The sequence below is a fragment of the Arthrobacter gengyunqii genome (genome assembly GCF_023022985.1).
GTDB classification, from domain to species: Bacteria; Actinomycetota; Actinomycetes; order Actinomycetales; family Micrococcaceae; genus Arthrobacter_B; species Arthrobacter_B gengyunqii.
Window position 1 is genome coordinate 1,362,730 of the sequence record NZ_CP095461.1, and the last position, 13,818, is coordinate 1,376,547.

At 65.9% G+C, this 13,818-nt stretch carries 11 protein-coding genes; 6 read left to right on the forward strand and 5 right to left on the reverse strand.

Features of this window, described 5'->3' with window-relative positions; all coding sequences use genetic code 11:
• The first annotated feature begins 29 nt into the window (after window positions 1-29).
• The 4 genes from pyrG (at window position 30) to MUG94_RS06205 (ending at window position 4,230) form a co-directional block, all read left to right on the forward strand.
• Window positions 30-1,724 (forward strand): CTP synthase, encoded by a 1,695-nt coding sequence (gene pyrG / locus MUG94_RS06190; RefSeq protein ID WP_227908974.1) that lies wholly within the window; start codon window positions 30-32, stop codon window positions 1,722-1,724.
• A gap of 7 nt (window positions 1,725-1,731) precedes the next feature.
• Complete coding sequence (locus MUG94_RS06195; protein WP_227889309.1) at window positions 1,732-2,403, forward strand: NUDIX domain-containing protein; 672 nt, start codon at window positions 1,732-1,734, stop codon at window positions 2,401-2,403.
• Between the two features lie 403 nt (window positions 2,404-2,806).
• Window positions 2,807-3,700 carry a site-specific tyrosine recombinase XerD gene (gene xerD / locus MUG94_RS06200; RefSeq protein ID WP_231705316.1) on the forward strand — a complete coding sequence of 298 codons (894 nt, stop codon included), beginning with the start codon at window positions 2,807-2,809 and terminating at the stop codon, window positions 3,698-3,700.
• An 8-nt stretch (window positions 3,701-3,708) separates the two neighbouring features.
• Window positions 3,709-4,230, forward strand: a complete 522-nt coding sequence (locus MUG94_RS06205) for an 8-oxo-dGTP diphosphatase (protein WP_279324700.1) — start codon at window positions 3,709-3,711, stop codon at window positions 4,228-4,230.
• 160 nt (window positions 4,231-4,390) lie between these two features.
• Here the strand turns inward: MUG94_RS06205 and MUG94_RS06210 are convergent, their stop codons facing one another.
• The 4 genes from MUG94_RS06210 to MUG94_RS06225 form a co-directional block, all read right to left on the reverse strand.
• A complete protein-coding gene (locus MUG94_RS06210) occupies window positions 4,391-5,524 on the reverse strand; it encodes a bifunctional 2-methylcitrate synthase/citrate synthase (RefSeq protein ID WP_227908960.1) in 1,134 nt (377 codons plus the stop codon).
• A gap of 53 nt (window positions 5,525-5,577) precedes the next feature.
• The gene (gene prpB, locus MUG94_RS06215; protein WP_227889312.1) at window positions 5,578-6,483 is read right to left on the reverse strand and encodes a methylisocitrate lyase; all 906 of its coding nucleotides are present in this window, start codon (window positions 6,481-6,483) and stop codon (window positions 5,578-5,580) included.
• Window positions 6,484-8,001 (reverse strand): MmgE/PrpD family protein, encoded by a 1,518-nt coding sequence (locus MUG94_RS06220; RefSeq protein ID WP_227908959.1) that lies wholly within the window; start codon window positions 7,999-8,001, stop codon window positions 6,484-6,486.
• Window positions 8,002-8,095: 94 nt separating this feature from the next.
• The gene (locus MUG94_RS06225; protein WP_227908958.1) at window positions 8,096-8,749 is read right to left on the reverse strand and encodes a GntR family transcriptional regulator; all 654 of its coding nucleotides are present in this window, start codon (window positions 8,747-8,749) and stop codon (window positions 8,096-8,098) included.
• Between the two features lie 210 nt (window positions 8,750-8,959).
• Between MUG94_RS06225 and MUG94_RS06230 the strand changes: the two genes are divergently transcribed.
• The gene (locus MUG94_RS06230; protein ID WP_227908957.1) at window positions 8,960-10,930 is read left to right on the forward strand and encodes an acetate--CoA ligase; all 1,971 of its coding nucleotides are present in this window, start codon (window positions 8,960-8,962) and stop codon (window positions 10,928-10,930) included.
• Window positions 10,931-11,017: 87 nt separating this feature from the next.
• Here the strand turns inward: MUG94_RS06230 and MUG94_RS06235 are convergent, their stop codons facing one another.
• Window positions 11,018-12,415, reverse strand: a complete 1,398-nt coding sequence (locus tag MUG94_RS06235; RefSeq protein ID WP_227908956.1) for an FAD-binding oxidoreductase — start codon at window positions 12,413-12,415, stop codon at window positions 11,018-11,020.
• Between the two features lie 597 nt (window positions 12,416-13,012).
• On the opposite strand from MUG94_RS06235, the gene MUG94_RS06240 reads away from it, so the two are divergent.
• Window positions 13,013-13,762 carry a helix-turn-helix domain-containing protein gene (locus tag MUG94_RS06240; protein ID WP_227908955.1) on the forward strand — a complete coding sequence of 250 codons (750 nt, stop codon included), beginning with the start codon at window positions 13,013-13,015 and terminating at the stop codon, window positions 13,760-13,762.
• Window positions 13,763-13,818: the final 56 nt, after the last annotated feature.

Here is a 13,818-nt window from a genome sequence, read left to right on the forward strand (position 1 = left end):
CCATGACGACAAACTCAGAACTACAAAAGGTGATAGGCTCGAACTCCGTGGTGCAGCGATCAAATTCCAGGTTTCCCAAGTCGTCTTCTACGACCAAACACATCTTCGTCACCGGTGGCGTGGCGTCCTCACTCGGTAAGGGACTGACAGCGTCAAGTCTCGGCCATCTGTTGAGGTCGCGCGGCATAGCGGTGACCATGCAGAAGCTCGATCCCTATCTCAATGTGGATCCGGGCACAATGAACCCCTTCCAGCACGGCGAAGTCTTCGTGACCGACGACGGTGCCGAGACTGACCTCGACATCGGACACTACGAGCGTTTCCTTGACGAGAGCCTTGACGGCTCCGCCAACGTAACCACCGGTCAGGTCTACTCCACCGTTATTGCCAAGGAACGCCGCGGCGAATACCTCGGCGACACGGTGCAGGTCATTCCGCACATCACCGACGAGATCAAGCGCCGGATGCGCCTGCCCTCCGAGGCGAAGAAGACCCCCGACGTCATCATCACCGAAATCGGCGGCACGGTTGGCGACATCGAGTCCCAGCCCTTCCTGGAGGCCGCACGCCAGGTGCGCCAGGACATCGGCCGCAACAACGTCTTCTTCCTGCACGTCTCCCTGGTGCCGTACATCGGCCCGTCGCAGGAACTGAAGACCAAGCCGACGCAGCACTCAGTGGCAGCGCTCCGCTCCATCGGCATCCAGCCGGACGCCATTGTCATCCGCTCGGACCGCCCGGTGCCGGATGCCATGCGCGCCAAGATCGGCCGCATGTGCGACGTCGACATTGACGCCGTCGTGGGCTGCCCGGATGCTCCCAGCATCTACGACATCCCCAAGACCCTTCACTCCCAGGGCCTGGACGCGTACATCGTCCAGCACCTGGACCTGAAGTTCAAGGACGTCAACTGGACCAAGTGGGACAAGCTCCTTGAGGTTGTCCACAACCCCAAGCACCACGTGAACATTGCCCTGGTGGGCAAGTACGTGGACCTGCCGGATGCCTACCTCTCCGTTACCGAAGCACTGCGTGCCGGCGGCTTCGCCAACAAGACCAAGGTCAACATCCGCTGGGTGCCCTCGGACGACTGCGCGACGCCCGAAGGCGCCGCACAGGCACTGGCCGACGTTGACGCCATCTGTGTTCCCGGCGGCTTCGGCATCCGCGGCCTGGAGGGCAAGCTCGGCGCCCTGACCTATGCCCGGGAAAACAAGCTCCCCACGCTGGGCCTGTGCCTTGGCCTGCAGTGCATGGTCATCGAATACGCCCGCAACGTGGTTGGTCTGGAAGGCGCGTCCTCCTCGGAGTTCGACCCGGACACCGACTTCCCGGTCATCGCCACCATGGCGGAGCAGAAGCACATTGTCTCCGGCGAGGGCGACATGGGCGGCACCATGCGCCTGGGCCTGTGGGATGCGAAGCTCGAAGAGGGCTCCGTGGTTGCCAAGACCTACGGGAAGACGGCAGTCGCTGAACGCCACCGCCACCGCTACGAGGTCAACAACGAGTACCGCGACCAGATCGCCGAGGCAGGCCTGTCCTTCTCCGGCACCACGGTTGACGGCGGACTCGTGGAGTTCGTTGAACTTCCGGCCGAGGTGCACCCGTACTACGTCTCCACGCAGGCGCACCCGGAGCTCAGCTCCCGCCCCACGCGCCCGCACCCGCTCTTTGCCGGTCTGGTGAAGGCCGCCCTGGCACGCCAGAACGGCAAGGGCTAGCAATCCCGTGAGCGAGACCAGAGGGTTCGCCGACGAACAGAGTCCCCGCCGCCTGCTGAGTTCCTCCGTGGAATACACCGGGCGCGTCTGGGACGTGGTCAGCGAGAAGTTCCAGCTGACCGACGACGGCGAACCCCTGGTCCGCGACTACATCCGCCACCCCGGCGCCGTGGCCATCCTGGCCATGAACGACGCCGGCCAGGTGCTGCTCATCAACCAGTACCGCCATCCGGTGCGGATGACGCTCTGGGAAATCCCCGCGGGTTTGCTGGACATTGACGGCGAAGACTTTCAGGTGGGGGCTGCCCGGGAACTGGCCGAAGAAGCCGATATCGAAGCCAGCGAATGGAATGTCCTCACGGACCTGTTCCTCTCGCCCGGTTCCTCCCGCGAGGCCCTGCGTATTTACCTCGCCCGCGGCATTACCGAGGTTCCCGCAGCGGACCGCCATGCGCGGACCGACGAGGAAGCGGAAATCCGCTTCCTGTGGGTGGACCTCGATGACGCCGTCCAGGCAGCATTGGACGGGCGGCTCCACAGCCCCTCGGCAGTGGCCGGCGTTTTGGCCGCAGCGGCAGCCCGTCCCTCGGGTTTTGCGAACCTGCGCCCCGGGGATGCCCCCTGGCCCGAACACCACTCCCAGCACTCCACCTGGCCGCAGGGCCCCGTTTCTTCTTAGGACACTGACTGCCATGGCCGCCTCCGATCTCCCTGCAGGCGGACACGCGCCGGCGCCGGCCGGCCTATCCGTGCCGATTGACTATCCGGCCGCGCAGGCCAACGACACCGTGGTGTTCGATTTCTCCGCGATCAACGCCACTCTGCGGCTGGACTCGCCCGCCGAACTCCTGCGCGCCGCGCTTGCCCAGGACAAGGCCAACGGCGAATCCGCGGCGAAGGCAGCTGGAACCGCAACGGTGGCGGTGCCTGCCGGCGACACGGCTACGGCTGCGGAAACCGCGTCCGCATCCGGTAAGGCTTCCGCCGCGACTAAGAAAACCCCGGCACCGAAGGGCCCGTCCGCCGCGGACGAGCTGCGCGCCACCGCCGTCGGCCGCGAAATCGGCGGCTATCTGCAGCACATGGCCGTGGAACGTGGACTGGCCGTCAACACCCTGGACGCCTACCGCCGCGACCTGCTCCGCTACGCCCGTTTCCTGGCCTCCCGCGGGGTGGAGGACGTTGCCCGGATTTCCCGCCACGACGTCACGGCCTTCGCCCAGTCGATCGTTGAGGGCTCCGACGGTGCCTCCGCTCTGAGCGTCCGCTCCGCAGCCCGCACCGTCGTTGCGGTTCGCGGACTGCACAAATTCTGGGCTCTGGAAGGGCTGACCACCGCCGATCCCGCTGCGGATGTGCATCCGCCGCTGCCCGGCAAGCGCCTGCCCAAAGCCATCAGCGTCAATGAAGTCACCCGGATCCTGGAAGCGGTCTCCACCGAGACCCCCACCGGGCTGCGGGACCGGGCGCTGCTCGAATTCCTGTACTCCACCGGCGCCCGCATCAGCGAGGCCGTTGGTTTGGACATTGACGACCTGTCGCTGGAGCGCATTCCGGCCAACGGTCCGGACGTCGTGCGGCTGTTCGGCAAGGGCTCCAAGGAGCGCCTGGTGCCGCTGGGCTCCTATGCCGCCCGCGCACTCGACGAGTATCTGGTCCGCGGCCGGCCGGCCGCATCCGTGAAGGGCAAGGGCACTCCGGCGCTGTTCCTGAATGCCCGCGGCGGCCGCCTGAGCCGGCAGAGCGCCTGGACCATTCTCAAGAACGCCGCGGAGAAGGCCCAGATTGGCCGCGACGTGTCTCCGCATACGCTGCGGCACTCCTTCGCGACCCACCTGCTGGAGGGCGGGGCCGACGTCCGAGTGGTCCAGGAGCTGCTCGGGCACGCCTCGGTGACCACCACCCAGGTGTACACGCTGGTGACCGCCGAAACCCTGCGCGAGGTTTACGCCGCCGCGCACCCCCGGGCGCTGTGAACGAGGCAGTGAACAACTCCCAGCCAGGCAGCGGACCTTCGGTGCCGCCGCCCCGGGCTGTGCCGGTGGTCCTGTGCTTCCTGATGCGCGACACCCCGGAGCAGGGCGCCGAAGTGCTGATGGGTTTGAAGCAGACCGGGTTTGGCATCGGCCGGATTGTCACGCTCGGCGGCCATGTGGAACCGGGGGAGACCCCGGTCCAGGCTGCTGTGCGGGAAGTCTTTGAAGAATCCGGCGTCACGGTGGAGGAAAAAGACTTGGAGCACGCCGGGACGGTGGAGTTCGTTTTCCCGGCCCGTCCGGAGTGGGACATGTCCACCGTTGTCTACCGGTCCCGGACCTGGAACGGCGAGCCAACGCCGTCGTCGGAAATCATTCCCGCCTGGTATCCCGTGGGAGAAGTCCCGTATGCACAGATGTGGCCGGACTCGGCCCACTGGATGCCGGAGGTGCTCGCCGGACGGTATTTCGACGCCGTCGTCACCCTGGCGCAGGACAACGAGAGTGTTGCCAGCGTGGTTTTTTCCTGACCGCTTTGCCCGCCTGTCCCGTCAGGCAGGCCATGCCCGTATTGCGCCTGAACTCCACCGCCCAGCGAAAAAGTGTATACGGACAGGAGAGCCTCACTACACAAGCGCCCGTTGCAGGAATCCCTGCAACGGGCGCTTGGCGTGCTGGCTGGTTGGCTGCTTAGCCCACGTGCCGTTCCTCAGGGCCGTCGTAGACGCTGAGCGGACGGATCAGGGAGTTGGCTTCCAGCTGCTCCATGATGTGCGCCGTCCACCCGGTGATTCGGGCGGCCACGAACAGCGGCGTGAAGGTGGGCGTGTCAAAACCCATCATGTGGTAAACCGGACCGGCCGGGTAATCCAGGTTCGGCAGGATGTTCTTGCGCTCACCCATAGCCGACTCCAGCGCCGTGTACAGCTCGCCCAGGTCCGCCCGGTCGTAGTGCTTGACCATCTTGTCCATGGAGGCCTTCATGGTGGGCACGCGCGAGTCGCCGTTCTTGTACACGCGGTGGCCGAAGCCCATGATCTTCTTCTTGTCCGCCAAAGCGGTGTCCAGCCAGCCGGCGGCATGGGCGGCAACGTCGCCTTCGCCGGCGCTGGCGGTGATCTCCTCGAACGTGTGCATCACGGCCTCGTTGGCGCCGCCGTGAAGCGGGCCCTTGAGCGCCCCGATGGCACCGGTCACTGCCGAGTGCAGGTCCGACAGCGTGGACGTGATCACGCGGCCGGTGAACGTGGAGGCATTGAAGGAGTGCTCCGCGTACAGGATCATCGACACGTTGAACGCTTCCACCACCTCGGGGGCGGCTTCCTCGCCGAACGTCATCCAAAGGAAGTTCGCCGAATAGTCCAGGTCGTCGCGGGGATCCACGACGTCCTGGCCACGGCGGCGGCGCTGGTCATAGGCCACCACTGCCGGCATGGCGGCGAAGAGGCTTACGGACTTCTCCATGTTGGCCTGCACCGAGGAATCCTCGGCCAGCTCATGCGATGCCCCCAGCACGGATGCCGCGGTGCGGCACACGTCCATGGGATGGCACGTGGTCGGCAGGGCATCGATGACGGCCTTCAGCTCCGGGGTGAGGGCCCGCTGGGCCCGCTCGCCCGACGTGAACTCGGCAAGCTGATCCGCGGTGGGCAGCTCGCCGTTCCACAGCAGGTAGGCAACCTCTTCGAAACTGCAGTGAGCGGCCAGTTCCTGGACCGGATAGCCGCGGTACAGCAGCGAGTTGGTTTCCGGGTTGACCTTGGAGATTTTGGTCGTGTCAACGAGGACACCCGCCAGTCCCTTGTGGATCTGATCATCTGTCATAGTGAAAGACTCCTTTGTCGCGGTGGTTTGCTGCGGGGATTCCGGCGGAAATGCTAGTGCTTGCCCGGAACCTGGAAGTTGAAGACCGACGTGTCGAAGCGGTTGTAGGCTTCATAATCCACCAGATCGTACAAACGTGCACGCGTGAGCATGTTGGGGACATCGTCCTGCTGGGTGCCCTTGGCCTTGATGGTCTCCAGCGTGCGTTCCGCGGCACCCATGGCGCTGCGCAGCAGGGTCACCGGATAGATGACCATGTTCACGCCCACCGAGGCGAGCTCGTCGTAGCTGAACAGCTCGCTCTTGCCGAACTCCGTCATATTGGCCAGGATCGGCACGTCGACGGCGTCCCGCATGGCGGCGAACTCTTCCAGCGTCTTCATGGCTTCGGGGAAGATGGCGTCCGCGCCGGCATCCACGAGGGCACGGGCACGGTCCTGAGCCGCCTCTAGGCCATCCACGGCGCGGATGTCGGTGCGGGCCATGATCAGGAAGTTCGGATCGCGGCGTGCGTCCGCGGCGGCACGGATCCGCTTGGTGGCGGTGTCCAGGTCCACCACGTTCTTGCCGTCCAGGTGGCCGCAGCGCTTGGGATTGAACTGGTCCTCTATGTGGCAGCCGGCCAGGCCGGCGTTCTCGAGTTCCTGGATGGAGCGGGCCACGTTCATCGGCTCGCCGAAGCCGGTGTCGGCATCGACGATGGCGGGCAGGTCCGTCATCCGGGCGATCTGTCCGGCGCGGGTGGCGACCTCGGTCAGCGTGGTCAGGCCGATGTCCGGCAGGCCGAGGTCATTGGCGAGGACAGCGCCGGAGATGTAGACGCCGTCGAACCCTTTTTCCTCGATCAGGCGGGCGGACAGCGGATTGAACGCGCCGGGGAACTGCTGGAGCGTGCCGGACGCGAGTCCTTCACGGAAGGCGATGCGCTTGGCTTCGGGGGTTACGGAGGAGTACAGCATTTAGAAGAGTCCCTTCGGGGCGTTGGCCGGGTCAATGACGCCGTCGGCTGCGGAGATGTTTAGCTGGTCCAGCTCGCCGGCGGCCAGTTCGGGCAGGCGCTGCACAGTGGTCAGGAACCGCTCAATCTCCTCTTCGGAGACCAGGCCGGCGGCCAGGGTGCGGAACTTGTTGATGTACTGCTCGCGGGCGAACGGCTTGGCGCCCAGCGGGTGCGCGTCGGCGACGGCGATTTCATCGGTGATTTCGGTGCCGTCGGTCAGGACGATGGTGACCTTGCCGCCGAAGGCCTTTTCGTTGATGTCCAGCGAGTGGTAGCGGCGGGTCCATTCCGGATCCTCCACCGTGGTGACCTTGTTCCACAACTCCACGGTGTCGGCGCGGCCGGCACGCTCGGGGGCGTAGGAATCCACGTGGTGCCAGGAACCGTCCTGCAGGGCAACGGTGAAGATGTACGGAATGGAGTGGTCCAGCGTCTCGCGTGAGGCCGTCGGATCGTACTTCTGCGGATCGTTGGCGCCGGATCCGATCACATAGTGGGTGTGGTGCGAGGTGGCGATCAGGACGCTGGCCACCTGCGAGGCGTCGGCCGCCTCAGGGTGTTCGCGGTGGATCTTCCGGGCCAGGTCGATCCAGGCCTGGGCCTGGTACTCGGCGGAGTGTTCCTTGGTGTAGGTGTCCAGGATGGCGCGCTTGGCTTCGCCGGTCTCGGGCAGCGGAACTTCATAGGCGGCGTCGGGGCCGTCCAGCATCCAGGCGATCACGCCGTCCTCACCCTCATAGATCGGGGTGGGGGAGGTCTGTCCGCGCATGGCGCGGTCCACGGCTTCCACGGCCATCTTGCCGGCGAACGCCGGAGCGTGGGCCTTCCAAGTGGAGATCTCGCCCTTGCGGGACTGCCGGGTGGCAGTGGTGGTGTGCAGGGCCTGGCCCACGGCCTGGAAGATGGTGTCGACGTCGAGGCCCAGCAGGGTGCCGATGCCGGCGGCAGCGGACGGGCCGAGGTGGGCTACGTGGTCGATCTTGTGCTTGTGCAGGCAGATGGCCTTGACCAGGTCCACCTGGATTTCGTAACCGGTGGCGATGCCGCGGATCAGGTCGGCGCCGGAGGCACCGGTGTGCTGCGCGACGGCGAGCAGCGGCGGAATGTTGTCACCCGGGTGGGAGTACTCGGCGGCCAGGAAGGTGTCGTGGTAGTCGAGTTCACGGACGGCGACGCCGTTGGCCCAGGCAGCCCATTCCGGGGAGGTCTTCTGCTCGACGCCGAACACAGCCGAGCCGTTGCCGTGCGCGGAGGGGGAGAAGGACAGCGCCTGGGCGCGGGCGGCGACGATGGGCCCGCGGTTCAGGGAGGCGATGGCCACCGAGGCGTTGTCGATGATGCGGTTGATGACCATGTCCGTGACCTCGTCGGTCACGGCAACGGGGTCAGCGGCGACCTCGGCGATCTTGTAGGCCAGCTGGTCTTCGCGGGCCAGGTTCTCGTCGCTGCGGTGGACCCGCACTTTGTGGAGATTCATGGTGTGTCCTTTCGGGGGATGTTCTGGGAACGTTTTGGCGGAACTGTTATCGGTGGTGCTGTCATGAAGTGTTGGGGTGCCGGTTGAACGGCCTTCAAACCGGGGGACCGACTGCTGCGAGGAAGTGTTCCAGCGACTTGTGCAGGTGGACCGAGGTGGCTGCGGACGCCAGTGCCGGATCCCGGGAGGCAATGGCGGCGGCAATGGTGGCGTGTTCGCCGGCGGTGGCGAGCAGCCGCTCCGGGTTGTCCTTGGCCAGCCTGCGGACCCGGGCCAGATGCAGCCGCACGTTCGCCAGCGCCTGGGCGAGGTAGGTGTTTGCTGCAGCAGTGTCGATGGCTTCATCGAGCCGGGCCACCAGGGCGTAGTAACCCGAGCGGGACGGGTCCAGCCCGGTTTCCTGGACGATGAGGTCTGCCGCCTGCTCGAAGTCCCGGCGCAGGCCGGCGAAGAGTTCGGGTTCCCCGCGGGTGGCTGCCAGCGCGGCGGCCTTGCACTCCAGCGCCTGGCGGAGCTCAAACAGTTCGGTCACGGTCTCCGGGGAAATGGACGTGACGACGACGCCGCGTCCGTTGTGCGGGGCGGTCAGGCCGTCGGCGGTGAGCCGGCTCAGTGCTTCGCGCAGGGGGGTGCGGGAAATCCCCAGGCGCTGCGACTGCTCCACTTCGCCCAGGACGGTTCCGGGCAGGAGCCTGCCGGCCACGATATCTTCGCGGAGCGCCCGGTAGGCGCGGTCGCTTGCCCGCATTGGCGCTCCTTTACACTGCTGGCCAGCCGGTGGATCCGAGCTGAGATGAATGTGATGTGCTTCATCAGTGTATACACAGCCGACCCTATTGGAAACCATTGACCCCGCTCCACCGCAGTTCACTTTGTGTCATGTATACACAGTTCAGTTGTGGCGGACCTCCTCCTGCCCTAGGGTGATCGGTATCACATTGCGAATCGAGGAGGATTCATGAGCTCTGGCCTGGATGCAGGAAATGAAGCACCGGACACCGCAGCCGCGACCGCCGCAGGGGCAGCGGAAGACGGTTACGCACCGTCCTACGCGCGAAGCCTCAGGGATCCTGAAGCCTTCTGGCTGGAGGCCGCTTCGCTGGTGGACTGGGACACCGCCCCGCAGCAGGCGCTGGATGAATCGGGCGCCCCGTTGTACCGCTGGTTCCCCGACGGTTATCTCAACACCAGCTACAACGCCCTGGACCGCCATGTGGCTGCCGGCAGGGGGGACGCCGACGCGCTGATCTATGACTCCGCGATGCTCGGCACCACGCGCACCTATACCTACAATCAGCTGCTTGCCGAAGTGGAGACCTTTGCCGGAGTCCTCCGCGGACTCGGAGTGGAGGCCGGGGACCGGGTCATCATCTATCTGCCGATGATTCCGCAGGCCGTAATCGCCATGCTTGCCGCGGCCCGGCTGGGCGCCATCCATTCCGTGGTGTTCGGCGGCTTTGCCCCCAAGGAGCTGGCAGCGCGCATCGACGATGCCCGGCCCGCCGTCGTCGTCACCGCCAGCGGCGGGATGGAACCCAAACGCACCGTGGAGTACCTGCCCAACGTCGCTGACGCGCTCGCCGCCGCGGACCACCGCGTCAACCACGTGGTGGTGGCCGAACGCGACGGGTTCGCACACACCGCGCAGGAGTACAACGGCGCCCACGGCACCGCCTGGCATGACTGGGACGAGCTCGCCGCCGGCGCGTCTCCTGCCGGTCCGGTCTCCGTGGCTGCCACTGACCCGCTCTACATCCTTTACACCTCCGGCACCACCGGCGCGCCCAAGGGCGTGGTCCGCGACAACGGTTCCCACGCCGTCGCGCTGGCGTGGTCCATGCGCAACATTTACGACGTCGGACCGGGCCAGGTGATGTGGACCGCCTCGGACGTGGGCTGGGTGGTGGGCCACTCCTACATTGTGTACGCGCCGCTGATCGCCGGAGCCACCACGCTGCTGTACGAGGGCAAGCCGGTGGGAACGCCGGACGCCGGAGCCTTCTGGCGCGTGGCGGACGAGCACCGGGTGGATGTCCTCTTCACCGCGCCCACTGCGCTGCGTGCTATCCGCAAGGCAGATCCGGACGCCGCCCTGATGGCCGATTACGACCTCTCCGTACTGCGGACCCTGTTTGTTGCGGGGGAGCGGCTGGACCCGGAGACCTTCGCCTGGGCAGGACGCGCACTGGACGTTCCGGTGGTGGATCACTGGTGGCAGACGGAAACGGGCTGGGCAATCTGCGCCAATCCGATGGGATTGGAGCAGCTGCCGATCAAGGCCGGCTCCGCGACGGTTCCGGTGCCGGGATTCTCGCTGGCGATCGTGGACGGACAGGGCGCGGAGGTTCCACCCGGGGAAGAGGGCAACATCGTGCTGCGGCTGCCGCTGCCCCCGGGAACGCTGACCACGCTGTGGGGCAGCGACGACCGGTTCCGGTCCTCGTACCTGGAGATTTTCGAGGGCTGCTACACCACGGGGGACTCCGGCTACGTGGATGAGGACGGTTACGTGTTCATCATGGGCCGCACCGACGACGTCATCAACGTCTCCGGACACCGGCTCTCCACCGGCGCGATGGAGCAGATTGTCGCGACCCACCCTGCTGTGGCCGAATGTGCCGTGATCGGAGTGGCGGATTCCCTGAAGGGGCAGCGGCCGTGCGGCTACGTGGTGCTGAAAACCGGAACCGAGCTGGGCGTGGAGGAGCTGCGCGCGGATCTGGTGAAGCTGGTGCGCGAATCCATCGGTCCGGTGGCGGACTTCAAGGACGTGCAGGTGGTGGAAGCGCTGCCGAAGACCCGTTCCGGCAAGATCCTGCGCAAGACGATGCGCCAGATTGCCGACGGCGACGCGTATACGGTTCCATCCACCATTGAGGATCCGGGGGTTATCGACGCACTGGTGCCGCTGCTGCGTCCGGTGGGCTGATGCCGACGGTCCCGGGTCGGCTGGCCAGCCCGATCGGTTCGGCGACCCGTGACGGAGACGAACCCGGCCAGCCGGTCAGCCGACCGCCTAGGTCGGCTCTGCCTGGACTTGGCTCATTGGAACGGCGTGGCCGAAACGGAAGAGGTTCTGCGGATCGTAGGTCGTCTTGGCTGCCTGCAGCCGCCGGAAGACCTCCGGTTCCCAGGCCGGATGCCGGTCCGGGTCTCCACCTGACGGTCCCTGGAGATTAACTAATGCGCCGGCTGTGTACGGTTCGATGGCCGTGTTCAACTGCTCCAGTGCGGCTGCCGTCGCGTCCGCGGCCGGCGGGACATTGAGCCCCACCGAGTACAGGTGGAACCCCGCGCCACGGCCGGACACCGCATCGGGCACCGGTGGATCGGCGGCCAGCATCCCGCCCATCAGCCGTATCTCGGTCATCATCAACGGTGACTCCGAACCAGGCCCTACCTGGTTCAGCAGCTCATCCGCCAACGGACCCGACAAATCCGACAACAGGCTGCCGCGGTCCAGCGCCGGCACCGGATCATCCGGATCCATGTGGATACTGCCGACGGCCCGGTAGTCCATGGGGCCGGCAGTATCCATGATGGGCGACGAGAGGTGCCGCATGGGCTCGAGCAATGCGTCCCCGGTCTCCTGGCTTCCGAACTTTCCGAACCGCAGGTGCACCGGAGCCGTGCCGCGCAGAGGCTCCGGCAGGAACGGGACATCCGGCAGGTGCAGGAAGGCCAGCGATGCCGACGCATCCGGCGGCAGCTGCGACGTCCACTCACGGAAGGCGTGCAGGACCTCGGGACCGGCGTCCTGCGGATACATGATCCCGCCGCCGTAAAAGTCCGTGAAGCCGGTCAATGCCAGGGTCATGGAGGTGATGACGCCGAAATTGCCTTTGCCGCCGCGCAGCGCCGCGAACAGCTCGGCGTCGTCGGCGTTTCCGGACTCCAGCCGGCGCAGCCGGCCGTCGGCAGTGACCACGTCAAGGGAGAACACATGGTCGCTCGCGAATCCCAGCGCCCGCCCCATGAGCGGCAGCCCGCCGCCAGAGACGTATCCGACTGTTCCGACCGTCCCGGAGGAGCCGTGCGGTCCGGTGAAACCCTCGGGCACAATCTCCTCCAGCACTTGCCCCCAGCGGACGCCCGGCCCCACTGTCACGGTGTCTGCTTCGGGATCCACCACTATGTCCTGCAGCCGGGAGGTATTGATCAACAAGCCGCAGTCCATCAAAGCGGCAGCGCCGTGTCCGGTGGCCTGGATTCCCAGGGGGATCTCCCGCTGCGCTGCCCAGCGGATGGCATTTTGGATGTCCTCGACACCGGCCGCTCCCAAGGTGGCGTCCGGGCGCTGGACCATCGAGGGGTTGTAGCCGGAGGTGTCGATCGCGTATCCGGGATCTCCCGGGCTGCTCACTGTGCCGTGGACAAGGGTACGGAGGGTTGCAAGGTCTGATTCCTGGAACATGGGACTCTCCCGTGGACGGGGCAGGCCTCGCGGAAGGGATCACAGCCTGCACTGGCGTTGGCTGGAATGCACTTCTAAAACGCTAGGCTCTGCCCGGCCGGTTTTGTCAACCCCCCCCGACCAAGTATTCGCAGGTGTCGCTTGATGATCGGAGTGCGCCTAACGACAGAATAGGGCCAATAGCCTGTGGGAAGCCCGAATGACGGCCCGAAGTACTCCTCGCACAAGTCGGGCGTACACGTTAGCCTCACGCGTATGTTGACTGATCCGACCACCCCAAGCGAGGGGGCGCAGGCGGTGGAAGAAGATAGTGGTTCCTCCCGTCTGGAACAGGTCCTCCAAGCCTTCGACGACCTAGTGGAGCAGGACGCCGGACCAGTGTTTGCTCTGGCGAGGACGGCAAGGTTGCTTGGGCGGGGCGTAGGTGTCTGCAGTCCTGACGGGGAGAGGCTTGTCGCCGGCCCGGACGGCGTAGTCAGGCAGGAGGCGGGGACGGTTCCGGATGGAGCGCGACAGCTGCCTGACGGGTTGCGGGTTTGGCTGGAGGGGCGGCCGTGGCCCGAGGAGCGGCTTCTCCTTCGGCGGCTCGGGGTGACCATGAAAGCGGCATTACGCCAGTCGGACGGAGCTGCTGTTCCGGCCATCGAGGTGGTGTTCGATGAGCGCCGATCGCCTGCCGCCCGGCTACGGGCTGCGGGGCATCTGGGGTTGCGCGAGGACGCGCCGCTGACGGTGATGGGAATCAAAGGGAGGGAAGAAGATGTAAAGGAGCTGGCATCTCGAATCAACATGGTCTCGTCCCGGGTCCATGGGTACGACGACGGGAGCACCCTGTTCCTCGCGGTCGAAGGGCTGGAGGATGCGTTGCCCACCGTTCCCGTACCGGTCGGTGTCAGGGCAGCGCTGGCACACAACGTTCAGATCCTGGAGCTTCCGGAAAAGTACAAGCTGGTGCGGCTGGGCATGCGCTATACACTGCCCGCGGCCCATGACAGCGCTCCATACCATCAGGAAGAGGCGGTGTTCCTCGACGCGGCCACGATGGGAGGTTATGCCTTGTTGCCCCAGTACCTGACAGCGGACCAGATTGACACGGTTGGGGACGTCCAAGTCCTGGACAAACTGTGGACTGCACACGGGGCGGACATGCTGCGGATACTGGAGGCAGTCGCGGTGACAGACTCCGTTCGGAAAGCGGCCCGATCCGTCTATCTGCACCACAACTCGGTGACGCACAGGGTAGCCAGAGCAGAACAGGCCCTTGGTTTCAACATCACCGAACCGTACGGCCGGACCCGCCTGTTCCTGGCTCTGTGTCTGCGCCGAGTCCGGGATTCCGACGAATGACAGCTCGCCAAATGGCGCGTCGCCGGGAGTTTATAGAGCCATTTGCCATGTGGTGG

Coding starts and splice junctions, on each gene's coding strand:
- MUG94_RS06235 (WP_227908956.1), bottom strand. CDS start 12,415: ATGTTCCAGGAATCAGACCTTGCAACCCTCCGTACCCTTGTCCACGGC.
- MUG94_RS06220 (WP_227908959.1), bottom strand. CDS start 8,001: ATGAATCTCCACAAAGTGCGGGTCCACCGCAGCGACGAGAACCTGGCC.
- prpB (WP_227889312.1), bottom strand. CDS start 6,483: ATGCTGTACTCCTCCGTAACCCCCGAAGCCAAGCGCATCGCCTTCCGT.
- xerD (WP_231705316.1), top strand. CDS start 2,807: ATGGCCGTGGAACGTGGACTGGCCGTCAACACCCTGGACGCCTACCGC.
- MUG94_RS06210 (WP_227908960.1), bottom strand. CDS start 5,524: ATGACAGATGATCAGATCCACAAGGGACTGGCGGGTGTCCTCGTTGAC.
- MUG94_RS06240 (WP_227908955.1), top strand. CDS start 13,013: ATGAAAGCGGCATTACGCCAGTCGGACGGAGCTGCTGTTCCGGCCATC.
- MUG94_RS06230 (WP_227908957.1), top strand. CDS start 8,960: ATGAGCTCTGGCCTGGATGCAGGAAATGAAGCACCGGACACCGCAGCC.
- MUG94_RS06225 (WP_227908958.1), bottom strand. CDS start 8,749: ATGCGGGCAAGCGACCGCGCCTACCGGGCGCTCCGCGAAGATATCGTG.